The following is a 17,236-nucleotide window of genomic DNA, read 5'->3' on the forward strand; positions in this document are numbered from 1 at the left end:
GCATTTTTATATTCTTATTTTATATAATGTGGTTTACTTACTTTATCAATCAGCAGAAGGCCATCATATTGATCTCGTGGAACAAGACTTTCCTGTCTGACTCCCCAACTATACGATAAACGTGGCTCAAACATCCATGAGTTTCCTCGTTCATTTTGACGGTTTCGTAAGTCAATAAATGTGTATGGTTTATTTGTTGATGAAAGAATATCCTCGATTGATCCTTTTACTGGCGGTAAAACGGCTATAGGTTCTTTAGAATTGTTTGCAGTTTCGCCACTAGCCATATAAAGACCAAGCACATAGCTATATTTCTTGTAAATATCCGGTAGAAGTTCACCCATCAATTTTACCGGATAAGAAACCATTACTTCGGATTGTGCTTTGCGAATATGGTCATTATGTGCCCAGACGATAAATTTTTCAGTTGGATAAATCTCCTCTGCTAACCATAGTAGGTTTTCCATCATTGCTTGGTCACGCCATTCCATTGTCTTAAAAAAAAGCTCAGGGTTATATGGTTCTATATTTGATTGAATTGATAGTTCTACATATTCGTCTGCTAAACGGATACGGTCAGCTAAAGTACGTTCCATAAGCTTTACAATATGAGGCTCGCTCGGATAAGCTGCTTTTAACTCTTTTTCTTTTAGCTGAACTTGAGATTTTACTTGTTTATACACTTCGATAATGCTTGGTTTCGCCTTTTGGTAGCCTTTTAGATCCGTACCGAAGCTCCAGTCTACAAGTTGCTCTTCTACTTCACTGAACTGTTTAGCAAGCTGACTATTTTGCAGCCACTCACCATTCGTGAACGCACCTTGCTGTTGAATATCAAAGCCTGCCAATTTTAATGGTTTATCAGTTTTCTGTGTTTTTTTAGCATACTCAAATAACGGCAGTGTTTCTTTTGACCACCATACACCAAAAATAGCATCCTTCATCGTTTGTTGCGCTGTTTGTTTATCAATTTGTCCTTGCGCATTCATGGCATTTCCCATACCGCTTTCGAAGGCTAGGACATTGTAGCCCATTTCTTGGTGTAAAAATTGAATTAAACGTGTTTTCGCTAGGCTAAATTCTGCTGCGCCATGTGAACTTTCCCCTAAAAAAACGATGCGCTTATCATGCAATAAAGGCTTTAGCATCTCTAAATCTTCAAATTTAGTAGATGGAATGTTTTGTTGACTAATTGCTTCAGGTTGAATAGATGTTAAGCTGTAAGCATGATCGTTTGTCCACTTTTTCCAATCTTGAAGTGTTTCATTGGATGTGCGGGCTTGCTTTACTTCTAAATAGTTCTCCAAAGCTACACGTTCTTCTATCGCTGGAACTGCTGCCGATGCATTTGATACTCCGCTGAACGCTGTAAAGGTTGCTAACGCAATACTTAATGATAATAAAACCTTACGATTCTTACCTTTTGTCACTTTCTATCAGTCCTTCGCTATATGTTAATGTCAATTATAGATAGTGAAGTTTAAAGTAAAAGGGGAGTTTGTTTAAATTTTGTTTAAATTTGGTTGGATGTCATTATTTTGGATTATTTGAGCGGAGGCAGATAAAAAAACATCTCTATAGCGTATGTACACTGTAGAGATGTTAACTATTTTATTTATAGTGATACGTGCTAGCTCTCGGATTATTCTGCTGTATTTGATTGAACCATGCACGATCCTTTTCCTCTTGTTTTAAAGTGTTAACGATGGTTGATGAGCAACTAACACAGATTTTTGCCTGAGTAACTTGTCCGCAACGCTCACAGGGTGCGCCTAAATTAGGGAAAATCGATTTTTTTAATTTTCCTGTTTTTACCCATTTATAGAGTAGCTCAGATGAAACCCCAGTTAATGAAACTACCTCATCATTCGTTAAGTAGCGATTATTTTTTCTCAATAAAAAATGATGTAGTTCTGAAAAAATATCTTCTTCTCTCACATCAATCCTTTTGGTAAATAGTTGCATGATTATTACTCTCCTCGTTTTACTTCAATTAATGACTTCTTCTATAGTTTTATTTGCGTTGTTCGGTTGCTCATCATATTTATAGTTTTCCCATCGATTTCGTGCCAGTTTTCTATATTTATTGGAAACATTTCGATCTGCTATTAATCGAGAGAATCCTTTTTTCGCCTCAGCAATATCTCCAAGTCGGAGGCTTAATTCTGCATGTAAATATTGAATTCTCTCTCCGCCCTCTTGATTGGATGCAAAAGATTTACTGTAAAAATCTCTAGCAGCAAAAAGGTAGCGCATTTCCGATTCCTCATCATTTTTTAAGCGATATAGCCAGGCTATTTTTAAAGCGAAATTGGCCATAAGAAGTGACTCTTCCATGGATGCTCTTGATACAAGATAAGCTAATTTAATGCTTACAATGGCATCATCGATTGTACGTTCCTTGCACATATCCATTGGTTTTTGAAGCTCTTTTATGTATAGCTCATCAATAAGAAGCATGAAAGGTCCATATGTTCTTGTCATAGATTTGTGGTAAGCATAGCCACAATGTGGACAAACGGCAACTTCATACAATAACGGGTTTAAACCTTCATAAACTGGCATGAAGTCTGTTTGTTCTTCGATAATTTTATATCGATTAGGGCGTACTTTATATGTGGTAAAATGCTTCTTGCAAAACTTGCAATCCACACTACTTTCATAGTAGTAAATGTTAAATGCCATAAGAATCAACTCCTTTACATAAAAAACGATTATTATTTCTTTTGTTCTATTTATACGATGGACAGTATCGTTCAATGTGTTTAATTTAGTTACCTTTATATTAACAATTCTATGTTCTTTGGTATACTCCTTTAGAATTATTAAAATAAAAATGTTCATTATTTTCTTAGTTATTTGGAATTTCGATATGTACCCGTAATAGTATTTATCGGTGTAGTTAAAGCAAGTTATACATTCGTTTTAGTTTGTCAAATAACGTACAAATTTAAATAATTATTGATGTTTTTATTATAAAGTTGAATGTGTAGGCGATAATGCCTATTTCGTGATTTTGGTATAAAGATGTTTCTTAATGTAAAATTACAAGTATATTGATTAGGGAAATATAGGATTATTATTAAGAAACAAAGGGGAGTCACTCAACACTCGCCTGTAGTGGAAAATGACATTTATATTAGGGTGATCGGAGTAGGGCTGAGCGACTTCTTGGAGATCATCGTCACAGGTGTTACCCGAAGTGGGCCATGTTATGGTGAGGTTCCTCTAATCGATATACCTAATAAAATTGTGTAAAACGATAAGGAGCGAAAGATGGATTATAAAATTGTATTTTTTGACGTAGATGGAACGCTTGTTAATTATGAAGATGGTCGTATTGAAGAAAGTACAAGAACCGCTATTAAGCAATTAAAAAACAAAGGAATTCATATTGTTGCTGCTACAGGAAGACCCTTGTCAATGTGCCAAGATTTAAGAAACATAGGCATAGAAACGTTTATTACAGCTAATGGTGCCCATGTTAAGTATCAAGATCGAGTAATACATAAAATGCCTATTGCAAAGGAAATTGTCCACGCAGTTAAGGCTTTTGCTGAAGACAATAAACAAAGTCTATCATTTTTTACAGAACAATTATCGATGAATAACGTCCAAGAAGAAAAGACATTAAAAGCTATGCAAGAAACATTATCTTTGCTAGAGTTTCCTGATATTAATGAAGATATTTTAACGCAAGAGGTTTACTTAATGTGTTTATATGGCGATGAGGATATTGAGAAAAAGTATACTTCAAAATTCCCTCATTTATTATTTAAAAGGTGGCACCCTTATATTACAAATGTTTTGCAACAGGATGTTTCCAAATCTATTGCTGTCCAGGCGGTACTAGATTATTTCGACTTGAGTCCTGAAGAAGCACTTGCTTTTGGCGATGGAGATAATGATATCGATATGCTGGAGCAGGTCGGCTTTGGTATTGCAATGGGTAACGGTAGTGAAGCATTAAAAAATGTCGCTAATTATGTAACGAAGAAATCAACTGAGGACGGGATTGATTATGCTCTACGTGAGCTGCAAATAATTTAATAGAGTAGTAGCCGAGAAATGAGATTTATAGCATGAATCGACCACTATACAACATTGGAGAAAGTTTTTATAAAGAAATAATTTTTCCATCTATACAATCTACAAGGCAGTGATAATAAATCCTGAGAAAATTGTGTTGAAGTCATAATACTCATAATATTGTTTACTTTGAGTTAATATAAAGCTATCTGTAAAAAGAAATTCATTATGCTTTAGGTGGGAAGGATTTATGGCGCATCACGTGCAATCTCTAATAGAACATTACGGGTATTTTGGCATCATTCTTATCCTAGTTGGCGGGATTGTTGGGCTGCCACTTCCCGATGAGATATTTTTAACATATGTAGGATATAGCGTATATAAAGAAACTCTCGCACATATTCCAGCTTTAATCAGCGCTATGGTAGGTGCGGTAGGGGGAATTACTCTGAGCTACTATATAGGCTATAGATTTGGGCTACCGTTATTGCAAAAATACGGTCCAAAAATCCACATTACTGAACAGAAAATTGACTTTACTAGAAAATTATTTGCAAAAATAGGGCCGGGATTATTATTAATAGGATATTTTATTCCTGGTGTGCGTCATCTTACAGCATATATTGCGGCTATCAATAATTATCCTTATAAAAAATTTGCTTTCTTTGCCTATACGGGAGCAGTTATTTGGACATTTACTTTTATTACCTTAGGAAAGGTACTTGGGGAGAACTGGCGTTATGTTGGGGTCTATTTATCCCGCTACAGTATTTATCTTATAGTATTGTTCCTAATACTAATGCTAATCGTTTATTTTATTTTCAAAAAAAGGAATTCGCCAAAGTAAAAAAAGGTCTGATTCAATACCTACTCAGGTTGTGAACCAGACCTTTTTATCGTTTAAGGCAATATTGCAAATGAACGAACAGGGAATCCAGACGCTTTTTCAGGCTTTGGTACAATATTGAATATAGCAGCGCCTTTTGGAGGTAGCTTATCCAAATTTGTCATCAGCTCAATTTGGTAAGTATCTTGCTCAAGCACAAAATATTCGCCATCTAGCTTACCATTTTTACGAAAATCAGCTGCTGAATCCGTATCAAAGGTTTCGTGGCCTATAGCACTTACTTTTCGTGCGTTGAATAAAAATTGTAACGCTTCTAATCCCCAGCCAGGAATATGATTACTACCATCCGCATCTTTGTTACTGAAAGCCTCTTTATCTGGCCAACGTTTACTCCAATCCGTACGCAGCGCAACGAAGGTACCTGCTTCGATTTCCCCATATTCAGCCTCAAAATCAAGAATATCTTGAACACTTAATGTGAGGTCGTTATTAATTTCGGCTTCCTTAGATTTATCGATAACGATTAGTGGTAGAACTAGTTCTTTTAGCTCCAAATCCTCTAAATAGCGTGTATCTCGCACAAAATGGATAGGTGGGTCAATATGTGTTCCATATTGCCCAGGGAAAGTAAATTGCTGCGCAAGGAAGCCATCATCATGGGAGAATACTGTTTCAAATTTTGCATCATCAAACATAAAGAAGTGGGGAGAATTAGGACCAAATGTATGTGTTAAATCTACCCATTCTTTCGATTTCAATAGTTGAATTGCTTGTAAAAGTTCGTTTGTCATAATATCTTCCTGCTTTCTTTTAATTATTTTTGGATGCAACAATAAAAAAGAGCCCTCCTTGTAGAAAGAGGACTCTTGTGCAAAGCAACTAAAGTAAGTCTTCTCATCTTCAAGGCTAAATTTCGCCAATTGGAATTAGCACCATACCTATATAGGCTGGTTGCTGAGACTTCATAGGGCCAATCCCTCCGTCTCTCTTGATAAGAAAAAGCAATATAAGAATTTTCAGAAATAATGATTACAAATACTTTAGCATATTTTTTTATAGTTTACAAGTTCAATAGGGATACAAGGTTAAAAATAATTTTCAACACTTTCGGAGCCTATTCAAAAGAGTTGGAATTTCACCAACTTAAAATTAATGTTAGTTTACAACAGTCGCTATCAGTAAATATTATACGAATACGATCCGGTGTATAGTTAGTTTCGAACTTCATGGTGACACCCGTTGACGATATTAATTTTTCAACTTCCGTTTTATTTGACAGCTGTGCAGCGTCCATAAGATCATGTGCAAATTGCTCAGATTCTTCAATTTTATCCGTAAGTAATTGTGCTTGCCGCATAATAACCTTAATCCGTTTTGCAGAAGTTTTCAATTTACTTGTATTGACGGATGGAAATGGATTGCTATTTGTCGGGTTCGCCGGCATTGCTAGATGTCTTGAAAATTGACTAGTGCCTTGTTGATGTGCCATTGCCCATGTTGGATAATAGTTTGGATAGACAAAATACGGATAAGGATTGTAATACAACTAAATTCCTCCTATCCTATAGCTGATATCCTATCTTATGTACAACAATGTTTTTCGGTGTTAATGGCTTAAGCAGACTAAGTGTTACCCAAGTAATATGACTATATATAAGTACCTTCATGGACTAGGCTTCTAAACAATAAAGCTAGTCTGTCCAATTTAAAAAAGGAGTTCTTTAGATGAATATTCGTGAATACATTAAGAATGGTTTTGAAATTTACTATGAGCGTTATAATCAAGTTTCGAAGGAGGGGTTTTGCAGATGGATGTGTCCAGATGTTCCAGACCAGATGAAATTAGCGGATATTGATGGGGAATGGTCAAGATGGAAGCTGATCCCTTCTAAAGTAACTGAAGATGATATACAAGCTTTAGAAAAAGAGTTTGGACTTAAATTTCCTGAGTGGTATAAAGCTTTTATTTCAACTTATAACCATTATTTTGATGTAATACCCAATCAAAGTATTGATGAACCTTTAAATAACGTTAGAGATATGTATAATCCATCGTTATGTAGTTTAGGATATCTCCCTTTTTCATGGGATGAAGAGTATGGAAAAATTATTTGCATCAATTTAAATAATGCGAATGAAGAAAATTGTGCAATATATGAAATTGAACATGAAATTTTATTTGATGATAGTGCTGATATTAAAGCGTCATTGGATTATCTTTATCCAAATTTCAAGGCATATTTTGACGATACTTTCCTTAAAATATGATAAATAGCAAAAAGGAAGCCTCAGTTATGGTTAAGGCTTCCTTTCTTTTATCCTTGTTTGTTTCTATCAAAGATTAACCATAGAAGTGTAGTCATTGCCGCAAGCATAACCAAGATGAATCCGTATATAGGTGTGTGGGCTAATGATTGGTGGCGAATAATGAATCCTCCAATGTATGATCCTAGAAAAATGCCAATGTTAAAGGCCGAAATATTTAATGCTGAAGCCATTGAGATAGCTGATGGTATATATTTTTCTGAAAGTTGAACGGCATAAAGCTGTAATCCTGGAACATTCATAAACATAAATAGCCCCATCATAAGGACCATCATTAATCCAATGATCGATGATTCTAAAAAGAAGTTGATACCCAGTAATGCTAATGCTAAGCCAATAAAGATAATAAAGATTGAACGTAAAGGATTACTATTAGCAAAATGACCACCTAATGTATTGCCGATAGCGACACAAATACCAAATACAACTAAGATGAATACAATTGCCCGAGGTGAGTAGCCCATATATTGTTCTAATATAGGGGAAATGTATGTGTATACAACAAACACGCCACCGTATCCGATTGCTGTAATAAAGAGAATTAATAGCATTCGTATGTTCCCCAATACTTTCCAGATATCGCGAATAGATATTGGATTGCCTTTTGATAATTGACTAGGTACAAGCAGAGCATTACTAATTAATCCGATAATACCAATAACGACAATGAAAATGAACGACATTCGCCAGTCAGTAACTTGTCCAATAAAAGTTCCTAATGGGACACCTGTCACAGTTGCTACTGTTAACCCTGTGAACATAATAGCTATTGCACTTGCTCGTCTATTAGGTGCCACAACATCTGCAGCTATAACAGAGGCGATAGACATAAAGACGCCATGTGCTAATGCTGAAATAACACGGCCGATTAGTAGAATTGAAAATAAGGGTGCTAGAGCTGCAAGTAAATTACCGATAATAAAAAGCACCATAACGAGCAATAACACATTTTTACGACTAAGGCGCGATGTTAACGCTGTTAAAAGCGGTGCACCAATCGTTACACCTAGTGCATATATGGATACGGTTAAACCCGCAGTACTTAACGTTATGTTAAAATCTTCTGTAATTAATGGAAGAAGTCCGACGCTTATAAATTCTGTAGAGCCAATACCAAAAGCACTGATCGCTAGTGCGAGTAATGTTAGTTTAGCATTCGGCACTTTTGTTTCGTTCATTCTTAATATCTCCTTTGATTTTTCGTATAGTGTATAGTAATATTCATACATACTAAAAAGTTATGTAGAGTACTTTTAGTTACTTTTGAATATTACAGGGGGTTTACAATGAAAAAAGTTTATAATATTGGTGTTGAAGCCACTCTTGAAGTAATTGGGGGTAAATGGAAACCAGTCATTCTTTGTCATCTGACCCACCATGGTAAGATTCGTACGAATGAATTTCGCCGATTGATTCCAGGCATTTCGCAAAAAATGCTAACAAACCAATTGCGTGAATTAGAGCAGTCTGGATTAATTAATCGCAAGGTTTTCAATCAAGTACCGCCAAAAGTTGAATATTCGTTAACGCCCTATGGTCAAGAAATGGACCCAGTGCTGAACATCCTCTGCACTTGGGGTGAAAAACATATCGAAATGCTACAAGATAAAGGTGAAGATGTACTGTTAATGCAACGTGATGAAGATATCGCGATAAAGCATACGTCTTAAATAGATTGGAAAGAGACTGTCTAAGAGAAAAAAATAGGACAGTCTCTTTCACGTTTACATAGCTATCGTTTACATGACAAAATCAAATTCATCTGGGTTTGGTCCAACACGTTGTTCTAGATTCATAGCGTTAATGATCGCCACCTCTTCATCAGTTAGAGTGAAATCAAAAATCTCAGCGTTTTGAATCATACGTTCTTTACGCACAGATTTTGGAATTGTGACGATACCATTTTGAATATCCCAGCGTAATATAACTTGAGGATTTGATTTCCCGTATTTTTTAGCTATTTTTGAAATAGTTTCATCTTCAAGAAGCCCACCTTGCATTAATGGCGCCCAAGCCTCCAGTTGTATATTGTGCTCTTCGCAGAATGAACGAAGCTCTGCTTGTTGTAATCGTGGATGGAATTCCACTTGGTTAATAACTGGTGTAATGCGAGCAAATGTTAATAAATTCTGTAAGTGTTCTACGTGGAAGTTACATACTCCAATCGCTTTGATTTTTCCTTCCTCGTATAAATCCTCGAGAGCCTTCCAAGCCTCTTCATACTTATTTTTACCTGGCCAATGGATAAGATAGAGATCTAAATAATCTAACCCTAATTTTTCTAAGCTTTCCTCGTATGCTGCGATTGTCTCCTCAAAGCTCAAGCTATCGTTCCATACTTTGGAGGTAATAAATAATTCCTCACGTTTTAAACCTGTAGATGCTAATGCTTGTCTAATGCCATCACCAACACCTGCTTCATTGCCGTAAATAGCGGCAGTATCGATACTACGGTAACCGACCTCAATCGCATTTTTAACGATTTCTGCAGTAGTATCATTTTCGATTTGGAATACGCCTAAGCCCATTCCTGGCATTTGTAAGCCATTATTTAATGTGATTGTATCTTGTAAATGATTGATCATTTTTCTGTCCTCCGATTTTTGTTAGTGCTCTGTTGCTTTCTTATTATGCTTTCATGCCAGTGCAAAAAAAAGTACGCACTTTTTGGTTTCATAGAAACGTGGAGGTTACTTTTGTGAGATATCAATGGTTCGCTGTAAGAAATTTTTATTAGTTTACGAGGATCGGCCTCAAACAAAATTGTAGTTTAATGATAGGTCATGCAAAATTCGCATCCATTAGTCAAAATAATATGGAACGTTGCGGATTGAAAAATGGCTTATACAAAAAGTATTTGGTCTGAAGCAAAATGAGTGGATAGAAGGGGATTCAATGCTCGAAATAGAATAAGTATATTGAAACTTTTATAAAGGAGATGGAGAGATGAATCGTTTAAATTTAATTACGTTGGGTGTAAAAGATATGGTCGAGTCTCTTAGATTTTATCGAGAGGGTCTGGGATTTGAAGTAATTGTTTATGGTGAGGAAACAAATCCAGATGTTATTTTCTTTAATAATGGAGGAACAAAAATCTCACTGTTTCCGATTGACCGTCTAGTAAAAGATATTAACGAAGCAAATCCACCTGCTATCGACAATGGCTTTAACGGGATTACACTTGCTTATAACGGAAAGTCGAAAGAGGAAGTTGATCAAGTGTTTGATTTGGCTAAAAAGGCGGGGGCGAAAATCGTCAAGGAGCCAGAAACTGTATTCTGGGGTGGCTATAGTGGCTATTTCCAAGATCCAAACGGCTACTATTGGGAAGTTGCTTATGGCGATATGTGGCAGTTCGATGATAATGATATGTTGATCATTACAAATAACTGAAAAGATAGACGTATTTGGGGAATCCAAATACGTTTTCTTTGATGGTTAGCTTGTTTTAACGAGAAATAATTTGATTTTATCGACATACCCCTAGCCTTAGATGTGATTTATTCAAGGACTCTCTCACTTTACAGACAATGATTGAGTACAAATCTATGAAATCGTATAATACAGAATAACATTTATTTCTAAAATCTAGAGCAGATTGGGAGGATTACCATTGTATCGGATATTGTACATAGAAGACGAAAAAGAGATTGGCCAATGGGTGACAAAGGATTTAACGGAAAGAGGATACGAGGTTACATGGCTCGAATCTGGGGAAGAAGTCGATCAGCACATAGCTTTTAAGGATATTGCTATATTAGATGTAATGTTACCAGGCTTAGATGGCTTTTCAATTGGCAAAAGAATTAAGCGAGAAAATAAAGAGATCCCAATTTTAATGCTGTCAGCACGAACTGCTGTAGAGGATAAAATAGAGGGCCTTAACTTCGCAGATGATTATTTAACGAAGCCATTCCACCCAGATGAACTGATAGCTCGTGTTGAGGTTTTACTAAGAAGATATCAAAAGAATGATGATGTACTAGATCTTCAGCATTTAAAAATTTATACGAAAGATATGCGGGTTATCAGCAAGGAAACTAATGAAGAAATTCAATTAACAGGTAAGCAGTTCTATCTATTGCAGTATTTTATTCGCCATTTAAATCAAATTTTAACGAAGGAACAGCTGTATGAAGGTGTCTGGGGTGAAAGCTATATAGAAGGCGATAAAACATTAATGGTGCATATTCGATACTTAAGAGAAAAGATAGAAATAAATCCAGCCAAGCCGACAATTATTGAAACCATTCGTGGTATTGGATATAGGGTGAAACAATGAAATTTTTTCGATCATTATTAGTAAAGTATATGCTGATTATTTTTTTAGCCATATCAATTGTTCAATTATCATACTTTGCAATTGCCGCTTTTATGTTTGGAATAGGAAAAACTGATTTTTCAAGTGAAGTTCTTATGGAAAGCGAAGTAGAGGAAAAGTGGCATGCTGAAGCTAAAAGTATAAAAGACGTTAAAGAGGGAACAATTTCCGGGCATTTTGAAAGTTGGGAGAAACAATACCCTAAAGCGTCTATGTTTTGGGTAGGTAAGGATGGTACATTACTTACAACGTTGAATGTGACGAAGCAACTTCCATCAGAATGGACGCCAGCATATACTGCAAAATTTATAAAAGAGCGCTATGGTGGAGATCCATTTACCGTCATTGCCTTTTTAGGTGAGAACGAATCGAATGGATTTATCGTTTTTGAAATTCCTAGGGAAGTGTTTAATCCACCTCTTAAAAATGTTTATGAACAATATGGGCACCTTTTAATTGTCGGCGTTATTGCGATTATATTATTTTTCATTATAGTCTCCTTTTTATTTTTCAGAGGGATTCGAAAACGGCTATTGCACCTTCAGGAAGCAATGGAAATTCGTGATGTAGATGGCTTGCCTATTGAAACGAAGGTCAAGAAAAAGGATGAAATCGGTCAGCTTGAACAAAGCTTTAATCGTATGGTGTGCGAGCTTAGGGAGAGTAAGGATCGTGAGCAAAAGGAAGAACAGCTAAGACGTGAATTGATTGCTAATTTATCACATGATTTACGAACACCATTAACGAAAATACGAGCGCAATCATATTCAATTAGTAAAGAGGCATTATCAGAGGATGGAAAACAAGCGATTAAGGCAATGGAAACATCGATTGTTAGTGTTGACGCTTTAATAGAAAATTTAATGTCCTATACATTACTGATGGCTAGTAAATATAAATTTGAGGCGAAAGAAATCAACGTTATACGTTTTGTACGTGAGCAAATGACTACATGGTATTCAGTGTTTGAAAAGGAAGGCTTTGAAATCGATATTGAGATACACCCATTTGAGAAAAATGAATGGCAAGTTGATCCGATTTGGCTTGGACGTATACTCGATAATTTATTCCAAAATATATTACGCCATGCGAATAGTGGGAAATATATTGGCGTGGAGACCGAATCGACGGAGCACTATGATGCATTTATCATAAAGGATCATGGAAACGGAATGAAAAATGAATCCAATGCTAAAGGTGCTGGTATCGGCTTATCTATCGTTGATATTATGGTGAAGAGCATGGATTTAGAATGGGATATTGAGTCAAGTGAATCCGGCACCAAGATTACAATTAAACACTACAAATAGAATATTCCATGAAGCATGTTAAGGCATGCTTCAATTTTTCGTACATAGAGTGATTGTCCAAATAGTATGCCATCAAAGTTTATGGCATGCTATTTTTTGATTCATAATCCATGCAAATTCCTTGGGATCAGTGGCTCAGCTGACGCCCCTAGGAAAGCGCTCAGCCGGAACGAAAATCAACCCACGTTATGATAAAGTGCCTTTTTTAAACAAAATTTAAACTTAGACCTTACCTGCTTTTAACCTTCATTACTTATGATAATTACAGAGGTGAGGACAATGGAATATATCGTACAAACAGAAAATTTATCAAAAAGCTTTGGTAAAGAGCAAGCTGTATCAAATATAAATTTAAAAATACGAAAAGGTGAAATATACGGATTCTTAGGACCGAATGGAGCGGGAAAGACTACGACGATTCGTATGCTTCTCGGGCTGATGAAGCCATCTTCTGGGACAATTAAAATTTTCCAAAAAGATATAACGAAGGAACGAATTAATATTTTGGAAAAAATCGGTTCATTAGTAGAGAACCCTTCCTATTATCCACATTTAACGGCTTATGAAAATTTAGAAGCGCTAAGAAAAATTTTAGGTGTACCAAAATCACGTATTGATGAAGTGCTAGAAATTGTTCGTTTAAAGGATGCTGCAAATAAAAAAGTAAAAGGCTTTTCTCTTGGGATGAAGCAACGTTTAGGTATTGCTGCATCTTTGTTACATAATCCTGAATTACTGATTTTAGATGAACCAACAAATGGTCTTGATCCATCTGGTATTATCGAAATCCGTAATTTAATTAAACGACTGCCTTCGGAATATGGGATGACGATTATTATTTCAAGTCATCTACTATCAGAAATTGATCAAATGGCTACACAAGTGGGCATCGTTACGAAGGGAAAAATGATTTTCCAAGATTCGATTGAAGCAATGCGTAGATTTGCTCAGCCAAAGGTATTAATTAAGGTGAGCAATGGTGACAAGGGTTGGCGTTCACTAGTAGCAAATGGCATTAAGGCAGAACATAGGGATGACCTCATTTTATTAGATGAATGCTCAGATGAAAAAGTGGCACATATTGTACAAATCCTCGTACAAGAAGGCATTTCGGTTTACCGAGTAGAGGAAGAGAAGCGATCATTAGAGGAGATTTTCCTTCAAATGACAACAGGAGAGCAAGCGCTATGATAGGAAAACTGTTAACTTCTGACTTTTTGAAAATTAAACGCAAAGGATTATGGTTTTTAACAGCTTTAGGACCAATTGGTGTTGTTGCTCTGCAAATGGTGAATTACGGTTTAAGGAAGGACTATTTGTTAGAGCAAAGCGAGGACGATTGGGGCTTCTATTTATTAAACGTTCATTCATTTACACCACTAGCTATAGTTTTAGGGATTGCTATTTTAACTTCATTTATGGCGAGTATTGAAAATGAAACGAACGCTTGGAAGCAATTAATTGCACTACCGGTGTCTAAATTAACAGTGTACTTATCAAAATTCACTGTCTTGGCAATTTTACTATTTATGTCTTCTACGATTTTAATGCTAATGTCAATGGCTTATGGAGTGTTTTTAGATTTAGGTGATAGCATACCATATGCGGAACTTGCTAAATTTGCTTATTATCCATATTTTGCTGCATTGCCAATATTAGCACTTCAGCTTTGGATTGCGAGTGTTTGTCATAATCAGGGGATCCCAATTACAGTAGGTATTTTCGGCGTGATTTTTACCTATTCCTCATATGTATTGCCTGACTGGATGATTTGGAAATGGCCATCGTTAATGAATCAATGGGATGAGCCCGTTATTAATGTCATGCTTGGGATAGGCATTGGTATTTTACTGTATATTATCGGAATGATAGATTTTGCTAGAAGGGATGTAAAATAAATGTGGTCTATACTGAGCGCTGAATGGTTTAAACTGAGAAAATCAAAAATGGTGCCAATAATCTTAGCAGGGCCTATTATCGGACTTTTTATCGGATTAACATCAAATTTTGAATCTAAAATGCAAGGTTTTGAAGTGAATAATTGGTACACTCCGTTATTTTCAATGAATTTAACGTATGCATTATTATTTCTACCTTTAATTGCAGGGGTATTTGCGAGTCTTATTTGTAGATATGAGCATCAATCTGGAGGCTGGAAACAGCTTTTAGCATTGCCGGTGACAAGAGGAAGAGTATTTGTAGCTAAGTATGCATTAATTATGCTTCTTGTGTTGGCGATGCAGTTATTGTATTTATGTTCTATATTTGCTGTAGGCATGATAAAGGGCTATACAGACCCTTTCCCAATGGAGATTGTTTGGAAGAGCATTATCGGAGGATGGGTAGCGACATTGCCATTAGTCGCTTTGCAGCTGTGGATGTCCATTATGTTTAAAAGCTTTGCTGCCCCATTTGCAGTAAACGTTATTTTTACTTTACCTTCCATATTAATCATCAATTCCGAGCGTTTTGGACCTTACTATCCATGGGCTCAGCCATTCTCAATGATGTATATAGTCGGCAATACGGATGATGTATTCTTTGTGCCTTGGGATCAATTATTAACAGTTGTAGGAGGAGGGTTCTTACTGTTTTTCCTTGGAGGGTATTTATATTTCCAACGAAAAGCTGTATAAAGTGAAACTTTAATCAGTGGGGATTTACTTCATCCCCTCTGATTATTAGTCTTCACCAATCGGGCGATTACGGGCAGTTAATCTCTCACTTAACTTCTTTGCTTTCTCTAAAATGTGAGGTGTGAGACTTGTACCTGATGCTTCGCTTTCAGTACAGATAAATTACTGCCCGTTAACGCGGGATAACTTTTTCTATAGATTAAAGGAGATTTTTATAAATGGTATTTGTTAAAAGGGGCTTTCTATTAATTTCAGCATTATTTCTTTTGTTATCTCTAGCTGGATGTGGAAAGGGAGAACCCATTAAAGATGCTTCAAAATATACATCTGCGGTTGAGGATATCGATATTCCGAATGATGTGAAAGTAATTGGTTTTGGAGAAGCAACACATGGTAACGTTGAATTCCAAACTTTAAAGAAGGATGTATTTCAAGCTCTAATAAAAAATGAAAATGTTCGTGTTTTTGTGTTAGAAGGTGATTTTGGTGGCGCTCAGCAAATCAATCAGTTTATTTTAAATGGTACTGGCACAGCTGAGGAAGCGGTAAAAACTCTGGATTATGGTATCTATAAAACGGAGCAAATGATTGAGTTTGTTCAATGGATGCATGATTATAACATGACAGCCGATGAGAAAGATAAAGTTTATTTTTACGGTAACGATATGCAACGTTATGATTTTAGTAAAAAAGGGTTATTGGATTATTATGAAGTGGTTGATCAGGACAAAGCAAAGGAATATGCAGCCCTGTTACAACACGTTTCAAATAAGACAATGCGCGATTTAAAGAATGACCAACTAAAAGAACTAGACGAAAATATTGATGCCATCATAAAGGATTTGGAAACAAATAAAGATGCTTATGTAAAGCAATCATCAAAAGAAGCTTATTTATTTGCTGCTCAATATGTACAAATCATGAAGCAACGCACGCAATTATTTTTAAATGACAGTAATTATATGAATCTTCGTGATGAGTATTTAGCGAACAACTTACAATGGATCGTTGATTTTGAGGCGGCTCAAGGACATGATAAAGTACTGATGTCTGCTCATAATGGGCATATAGAGAAAACTTCAGCGAATATGGCAGGATACAAATCTATGGGCCAATACTTAGATGAAGTGTATAAAGATGCGTACTTTGCTATTGGGACTGACTTTGTTAATAATACGTTTCAGGCACAAAATGGGTCAGGCGAAAGAAAAGAGTATACAATTAAGCACCATAATGCATTAATAGATGCTTTCAGCGAAGTGAAGGAAAATATATTCTATGTAGACTTTAAAAAGGCTAATGAATCGCCTGATTTAGCTGACATCTTAGCAAAAAAACAAAGAATGGGTAATATCGGAGATGACTTTAGTGTTTGGTATAAGTTTATGAAGATGCTTTATACAATTAATATGACACCTGCTGAGGCATATAATGGCATGATAATTGTTCAAGAGGCAACACCGACAAAAGTTATAGAATAATGTGCAGAAAAAAATGAGGCTGGGATAAATCTGGTCAAAACCTTAAAAAGTTGCGAGAAATCAATTTAGAAACGTTGATTTCTCGCTTTTTTGATGTTTAATTTTACATTAAAAATATGCGACGCGAATTATCAGTGCAGTCAGGTAGTGTCGCATGAAGGTAGATATCGATATTTTCCGAAAGTTGGGTGATAAATCGATAAAGTTGGTCGATAAACAATGAAAAGTTCTCGATAAATCTCAAAACTGTTTCGATAAATCTCAAAACTGTTTCGATAAATCTCAAA

General features: G+C 35.8%; 18 protein-coding genes, 1 pseudogene and 1 riboswitch. Of the genes and pseudogenes, 12 read left to right on the forward strand and 7 right to left on the reverse strand.

Features of this window, described 5'->3' with window-relative positions; translation table 11 throughout:
* Positions 1 to 14: 14 nt before the first annotated feature.
* From AN161_RS08000 to AN161_RS08010, 3 genes are all read right to left on the reverse strand, one after another.
* Positions 15 to 1,430: an erythromycin esterase family protein gene (locus AN161_RS08000; RefSeq protein WP_053593833.1), complete on the reverse strand. Its 1,416-nt coding sequence runs from the start codon at positions 1,428 to 1,430 to the stop codon at positions 15 to 17.
* Between the two features lie 181 nt (positions 1,431 to 1,611).
* Positions 1,612 to 1,965, reverse strand: a complete 354-nt coding sequence (locus AN161_RS08005) for a hypothetical protein (protein WP_053593834.1) — start codon at positions 1,963 to 1,965, stop codon at positions 1,612 to 1,614.
* A gap of 24 nt (positions 1,966 to 1,989) precedes the next feature.
* Positions 1,990 to 2,685 carry a DUF2225 domain-containing protein gene (locus AN161_RS08010; protein ID WP_053593835.1) on the reverse strand — a complete coding sequence of 232 codons (696 nt, stop codon included), beginning with the start codon at positions 2,683 to 2,685 and terminating at the stop codon, positions 1,990 to 1,992.
* A gap of 591 nt (positions 2,686 to 3,276) precedes the next feature.
* On the opposite strand from AN161_RS08010, the gene AN161_RS08015 reads away from it, so the two are divergent.
* On the forward strand, positions 3,277 to 4,050 hold the full coding sequence (locus AN161_RS08015; protein WP_053593836.1) for a Cof-type HAD-IIB family hydrolase: 774 nt from the start codon (positions 3,277 to 3,279) through the stop codon (positions 4,048 to 4,050).
* A 229-nt stretch (positions 4,051 to 4,279) separates the two neighbouring features.
* Positions 4,280 to 4,876, forward strand: a complete 597-nt coding sequence (locus AN161_RS08020) for a DedA family protein (RefSeq protein WP_053593837.1) — start codon at positions 4,280 to 4,282, stop codon at positions 4,874 to 4,876.
* Positions 4,877 to 4,929: 53 nt separating this feature from the next.
* Here the strand turns inward: AN161_RS08020 and AN161_RS08025 are convergent, their stop codons facing one another.
* Together AN161_RS08025 and AN161_RS08030 are read right to left on the reverse strand one after the other, a co-directional pair.
* Complete coding sequence (locus AN161_RS08025) at positions 4,930 to 5,667, reverse strand: cyclase family protein (protein WP_053594033.1); 738 nt, start codon at positions 5,665 to 5,667, stop codon at positions 4,930 to 4,932.
* Between the two features lie 100 nt (positions 5,668 to 5,767).
* A riboswitch (SAM riboswitch) is annotated at positions 5,768 to 5,874 on the reverse strand.
* 137 nt (positions 5,875 to 6,011) lie between these two features.
* Positions 6,012 to 6,422: a hypothetical protein gene (locus AN161_RS08030; RefSeq protein WP_053593838.1), complete on the reverse strand. Its 411-nt coding sequence runs from the start codon at positions 6,420 to 6,422 to the stop codon at positions 6,012 to 6,014.
* Between the two features lie 179 nt (positions 6,423 to 6,601).
* Between AN161_RS08030 and AN161_RS08035 the strand changes: the two genes are divergently transcribed.
* A complete protein-coding gene (locus AN161_RS08035) occupies positions 6,602 to 7,144 on the forward strand; it encodes an SMI1/KNR4 family protein (protein ID WP_053593839.1) in 543 nt (180 codons plus the stop codon).
* Positions 7,145 to 7,191: 47 nt separating this feature from the next.
* Here the strand turns inward: AN161_RS08035 and AN161_RS08040 are convergent, their stop codons facing one another.
* Positions 7,192 to 8,379 (reverse strand): MFS transporter, encoded by a 1,188-nt coding sequence (locus AN161_RS08040; protein ID WP_053593840.1) that lies wholly within the window; start codon positions 8,377 to 8,379, stop codon positions 7,192 to 7,194.
* Between the two features lie 108 nt (positions 8,380 to 8,487).
* On the opposite strand from AN161_RS08040, the gene AN161_RS08045 reads away from it, so the two are divergent.
* A complete protein-coding gene (locus tag AN161_RS08045) occupies positions 8,488 to 8,871 on the forward strand; it encodes a helix-turn-helix domain-containing protein (RefSeq protein ID WP_053593841.1) in 384 nt (127 codons plus the stop codon).
* A gap of 69 nt (positions 8,872 to 8,940) precedes the next feature.
* Here AN161_RS08045 and AN161_RS08050 read toward each other — a convergent pair whose 3' ends face one another.
* A complete protein-coding gene (locus tag AN161_RS08050; protein WP_053593842.1) occupies positions 8,941 to 9,786 on the reverse strand; it encodes an aldo/keto reductase in 846 nt (281 codons plus the stop codon).
* A gap of 167 nt (positions 9,787 to 9,953) precedes the next feature.
* Here AN161_RS08050 and AN161_RS30555 point away from each other — a divergent pair.
* The 8 genes and pseudogenes from AN161_RS30555 to AN161_RS08085 form a co-directional block, all read left to right on the forward strand.
* Positions 9,954 to 10,077 (forward strand): annotated as a pseudogene (locus AN161_RS30555) (GNAT family N-acetyltransferase); the annotation flags it as partial.
* Between the two features lie 70 nt (positions 10,078 to 10,147).
* Positions 10,148 to 10,594: a VOC family protein gene (locus AN161_RS08055; RefSeq protein ID WP_053593843.1), complete on the forward strand. Its 447-nt coding sequence runs from the start codon at positions 10,148 to 10,150 to the stop codon at positions 10,592 to 10,594.
* A 220-nt stretch (positions 10,595 to 10,814) separates the two neighbouring features.
* The gene (locus AN161_RS08060; RefSeq protein ID WP_053593844.1) at positions 10,815 to 11,483 is read left to right on the forward strand and encodes a response regulator transcription factor; all 669 of its coding nucleotides are present in this window, start codon (positions 10,815 to 10,817) and stop codon (positions 11,481 to 11,483) included.
* On the forward strand, positions 11,480 to 12,832 hold the full coding sequence (locus AN161_RS08065; RefSeq protein ID WP_053593845.1) for a HAMP domain-containing sensor histidine kinase: 1,353 nt from the start codon (positions 11,480 to 11,482) through the stop codon (positions 12,830 to 12,832). Before AN161_RS08060 ends, AN161_RS08065 begins: the two co-directional genes overlap by 4 nt.
* A 279-nt stretch (positions 12,833 to 13,111) precedes the next feature.
* A complete protein-coding gene (locus AN161_RS08070) occupies positions 13,112 to 14,023 on the forward strand; it encodes an ABC transporter ATP-binding protein (protein WP_053593846.1) in 912 nt (303 codons plus the stop codon).
* Positions 14,020 to 14,730 (forward strand): ABC transporter permease, encoded by a 711-nt coding sequence (locus AN161_RS08075; RefSeq protein ID WP_053593847.1) that lies wholly within the window; start codon positions 14,020 to 14,022, stop codon positions 14,728 to 14,730. Before AN161_RS08070 ends, AN161_RS08075 begins: the two co-directional genes overlap by 4 nt.
* Positions 14,731 to 15,468, forward strand: a complete 738-nt coding sequence (locus tag AN161_RS08080; RefSeq protein WP_053593848.1) for an ABC transporter permease — start codon at positions 14,731 to 14,733, stop codon at positions 15,466 to 15,468.
* Positions 15,469 to 15,686: 218 nt separating this feature from the next.
* On the forward strand, positions 15,687 to 16,949 hold the full coding sequence (locus AN161_RS08085; protein ID WP_053593849.1) for an erythromycin esterase family protein: 1,263 nt from the start codon (positions 15,687 to 15,689) through the stop codon (positions 16,947 to 16,949).
* The last annotated feature ends 287 nt before the right edge of the window (positions 16,950 to 17,236 follow it).

This window comes from Lysinibacillus sp. FJAT-14222 (assembly GCF_001278875.1).
GTDB classification, from domain to species: domain Bacteria; phylum Bacillota; class Bacilli; order Bacillales_A; family Planococcaceae; genus Lysinibacillus; species Lysinibacillus agricola.

Coding starts and splice junctions, on each gene's coding strand:
- AN161_RS08010 (WP_053593835.1), bottom strand. CDS start 2,685: ATGGCATTTAACATTTACTACTATGAAAGTAGTGTGGATTGCAAGTTT.
- AN161_RS08075 (WP_053593847.1), top strand. CDS start 14,020: ATGATAGGAAAACTGTTAACTTCTGACTTTTTGAAAATTAAACGCAAA.
- AN161_RS08055 (WP_053593843.1), top strand. CDS start 10,148: ATGAATCGTTTAAATTTAATTACGTTGGGTGTAAAAGATATGGTCGAG.
- AN161_RS08045 (WP_053593841.1), top strand. CDS start 8,488: ATGAAAAAAGTTTATAATATTGGTGTTGAAGCCACTCTTGAAGTAATT.
- AN161_RS08040 (WP_053593840.1), bottom strand. CDS start 8,379: ATGAACGAAACAAAAGTGCCGAATGCTAAACTAACATTACTCGCACTA.
- AN161_RS08070 (WP_053593846.1), top strand. CDS start 13,112: ATGGAATATATCGTACAAACAGAAAATTTATCAAAAAGCTTTGGTAAA.
- AN161_RS08035 (WP_053593839.1), top strand. CDS start 6,602: ATGAATATTCGTGAATACATTAAGAATGGTTTTGAAATTTACTATGAG.
- AN161_RS08020 (WP_053593837.1), top strand. CDS start 4,280: ATGGCGCATCACGTGCAATCTCTAATAGAACATTACGGGTATTTTGGC.
- AN161_RS08015 (WP_053593836.1), top strand. CDS start 3,277: ATGGATTATAAAATTGTATTTTTTGACGTAGATGGAACGCTTGTTAAT.
- AN161_RS08080 (WP_053593848.1), top strand. CDS start 14,731: ATGTGGTCTATACTGAGCGCTGAATGGTTTAAACTGAGAAAATCAAAA.
- AN161_RS08005 (WP_053593834.1), bottom strand. CDS start 1,965: ATGCAACTATTTACCAAAAGGATTGATGTGAGAGAAGAAGATATTTTT.
- AN161_RS08085 (WP_053593849.1), top strand. CDS start 15,687: ATGGTATTTGTTAAAAGGGGCTTTCTATTAATTTCAGCATTATTTCTT.
- AN161_RS08050 (WP_053593842.1), bottom strand. CDS start 9,786: ATGATCAATCATTTACAAGATACAATCACATTAAATAATGGCTTACAA.
- AN161_RS08025 (WP_053594033.1), bottom strand. CDS start 5,667: ATGACAAACGAACTTTTACAAGCAATTCAACTATTGAAATCGAAAGAA.
- AN161_RS08065 (WP_053593845.1), top strand. CDS start 11,480: ATGAAATTTTTTCGATCATTATTAGTAAAGTATATGCTGATTATTTTT.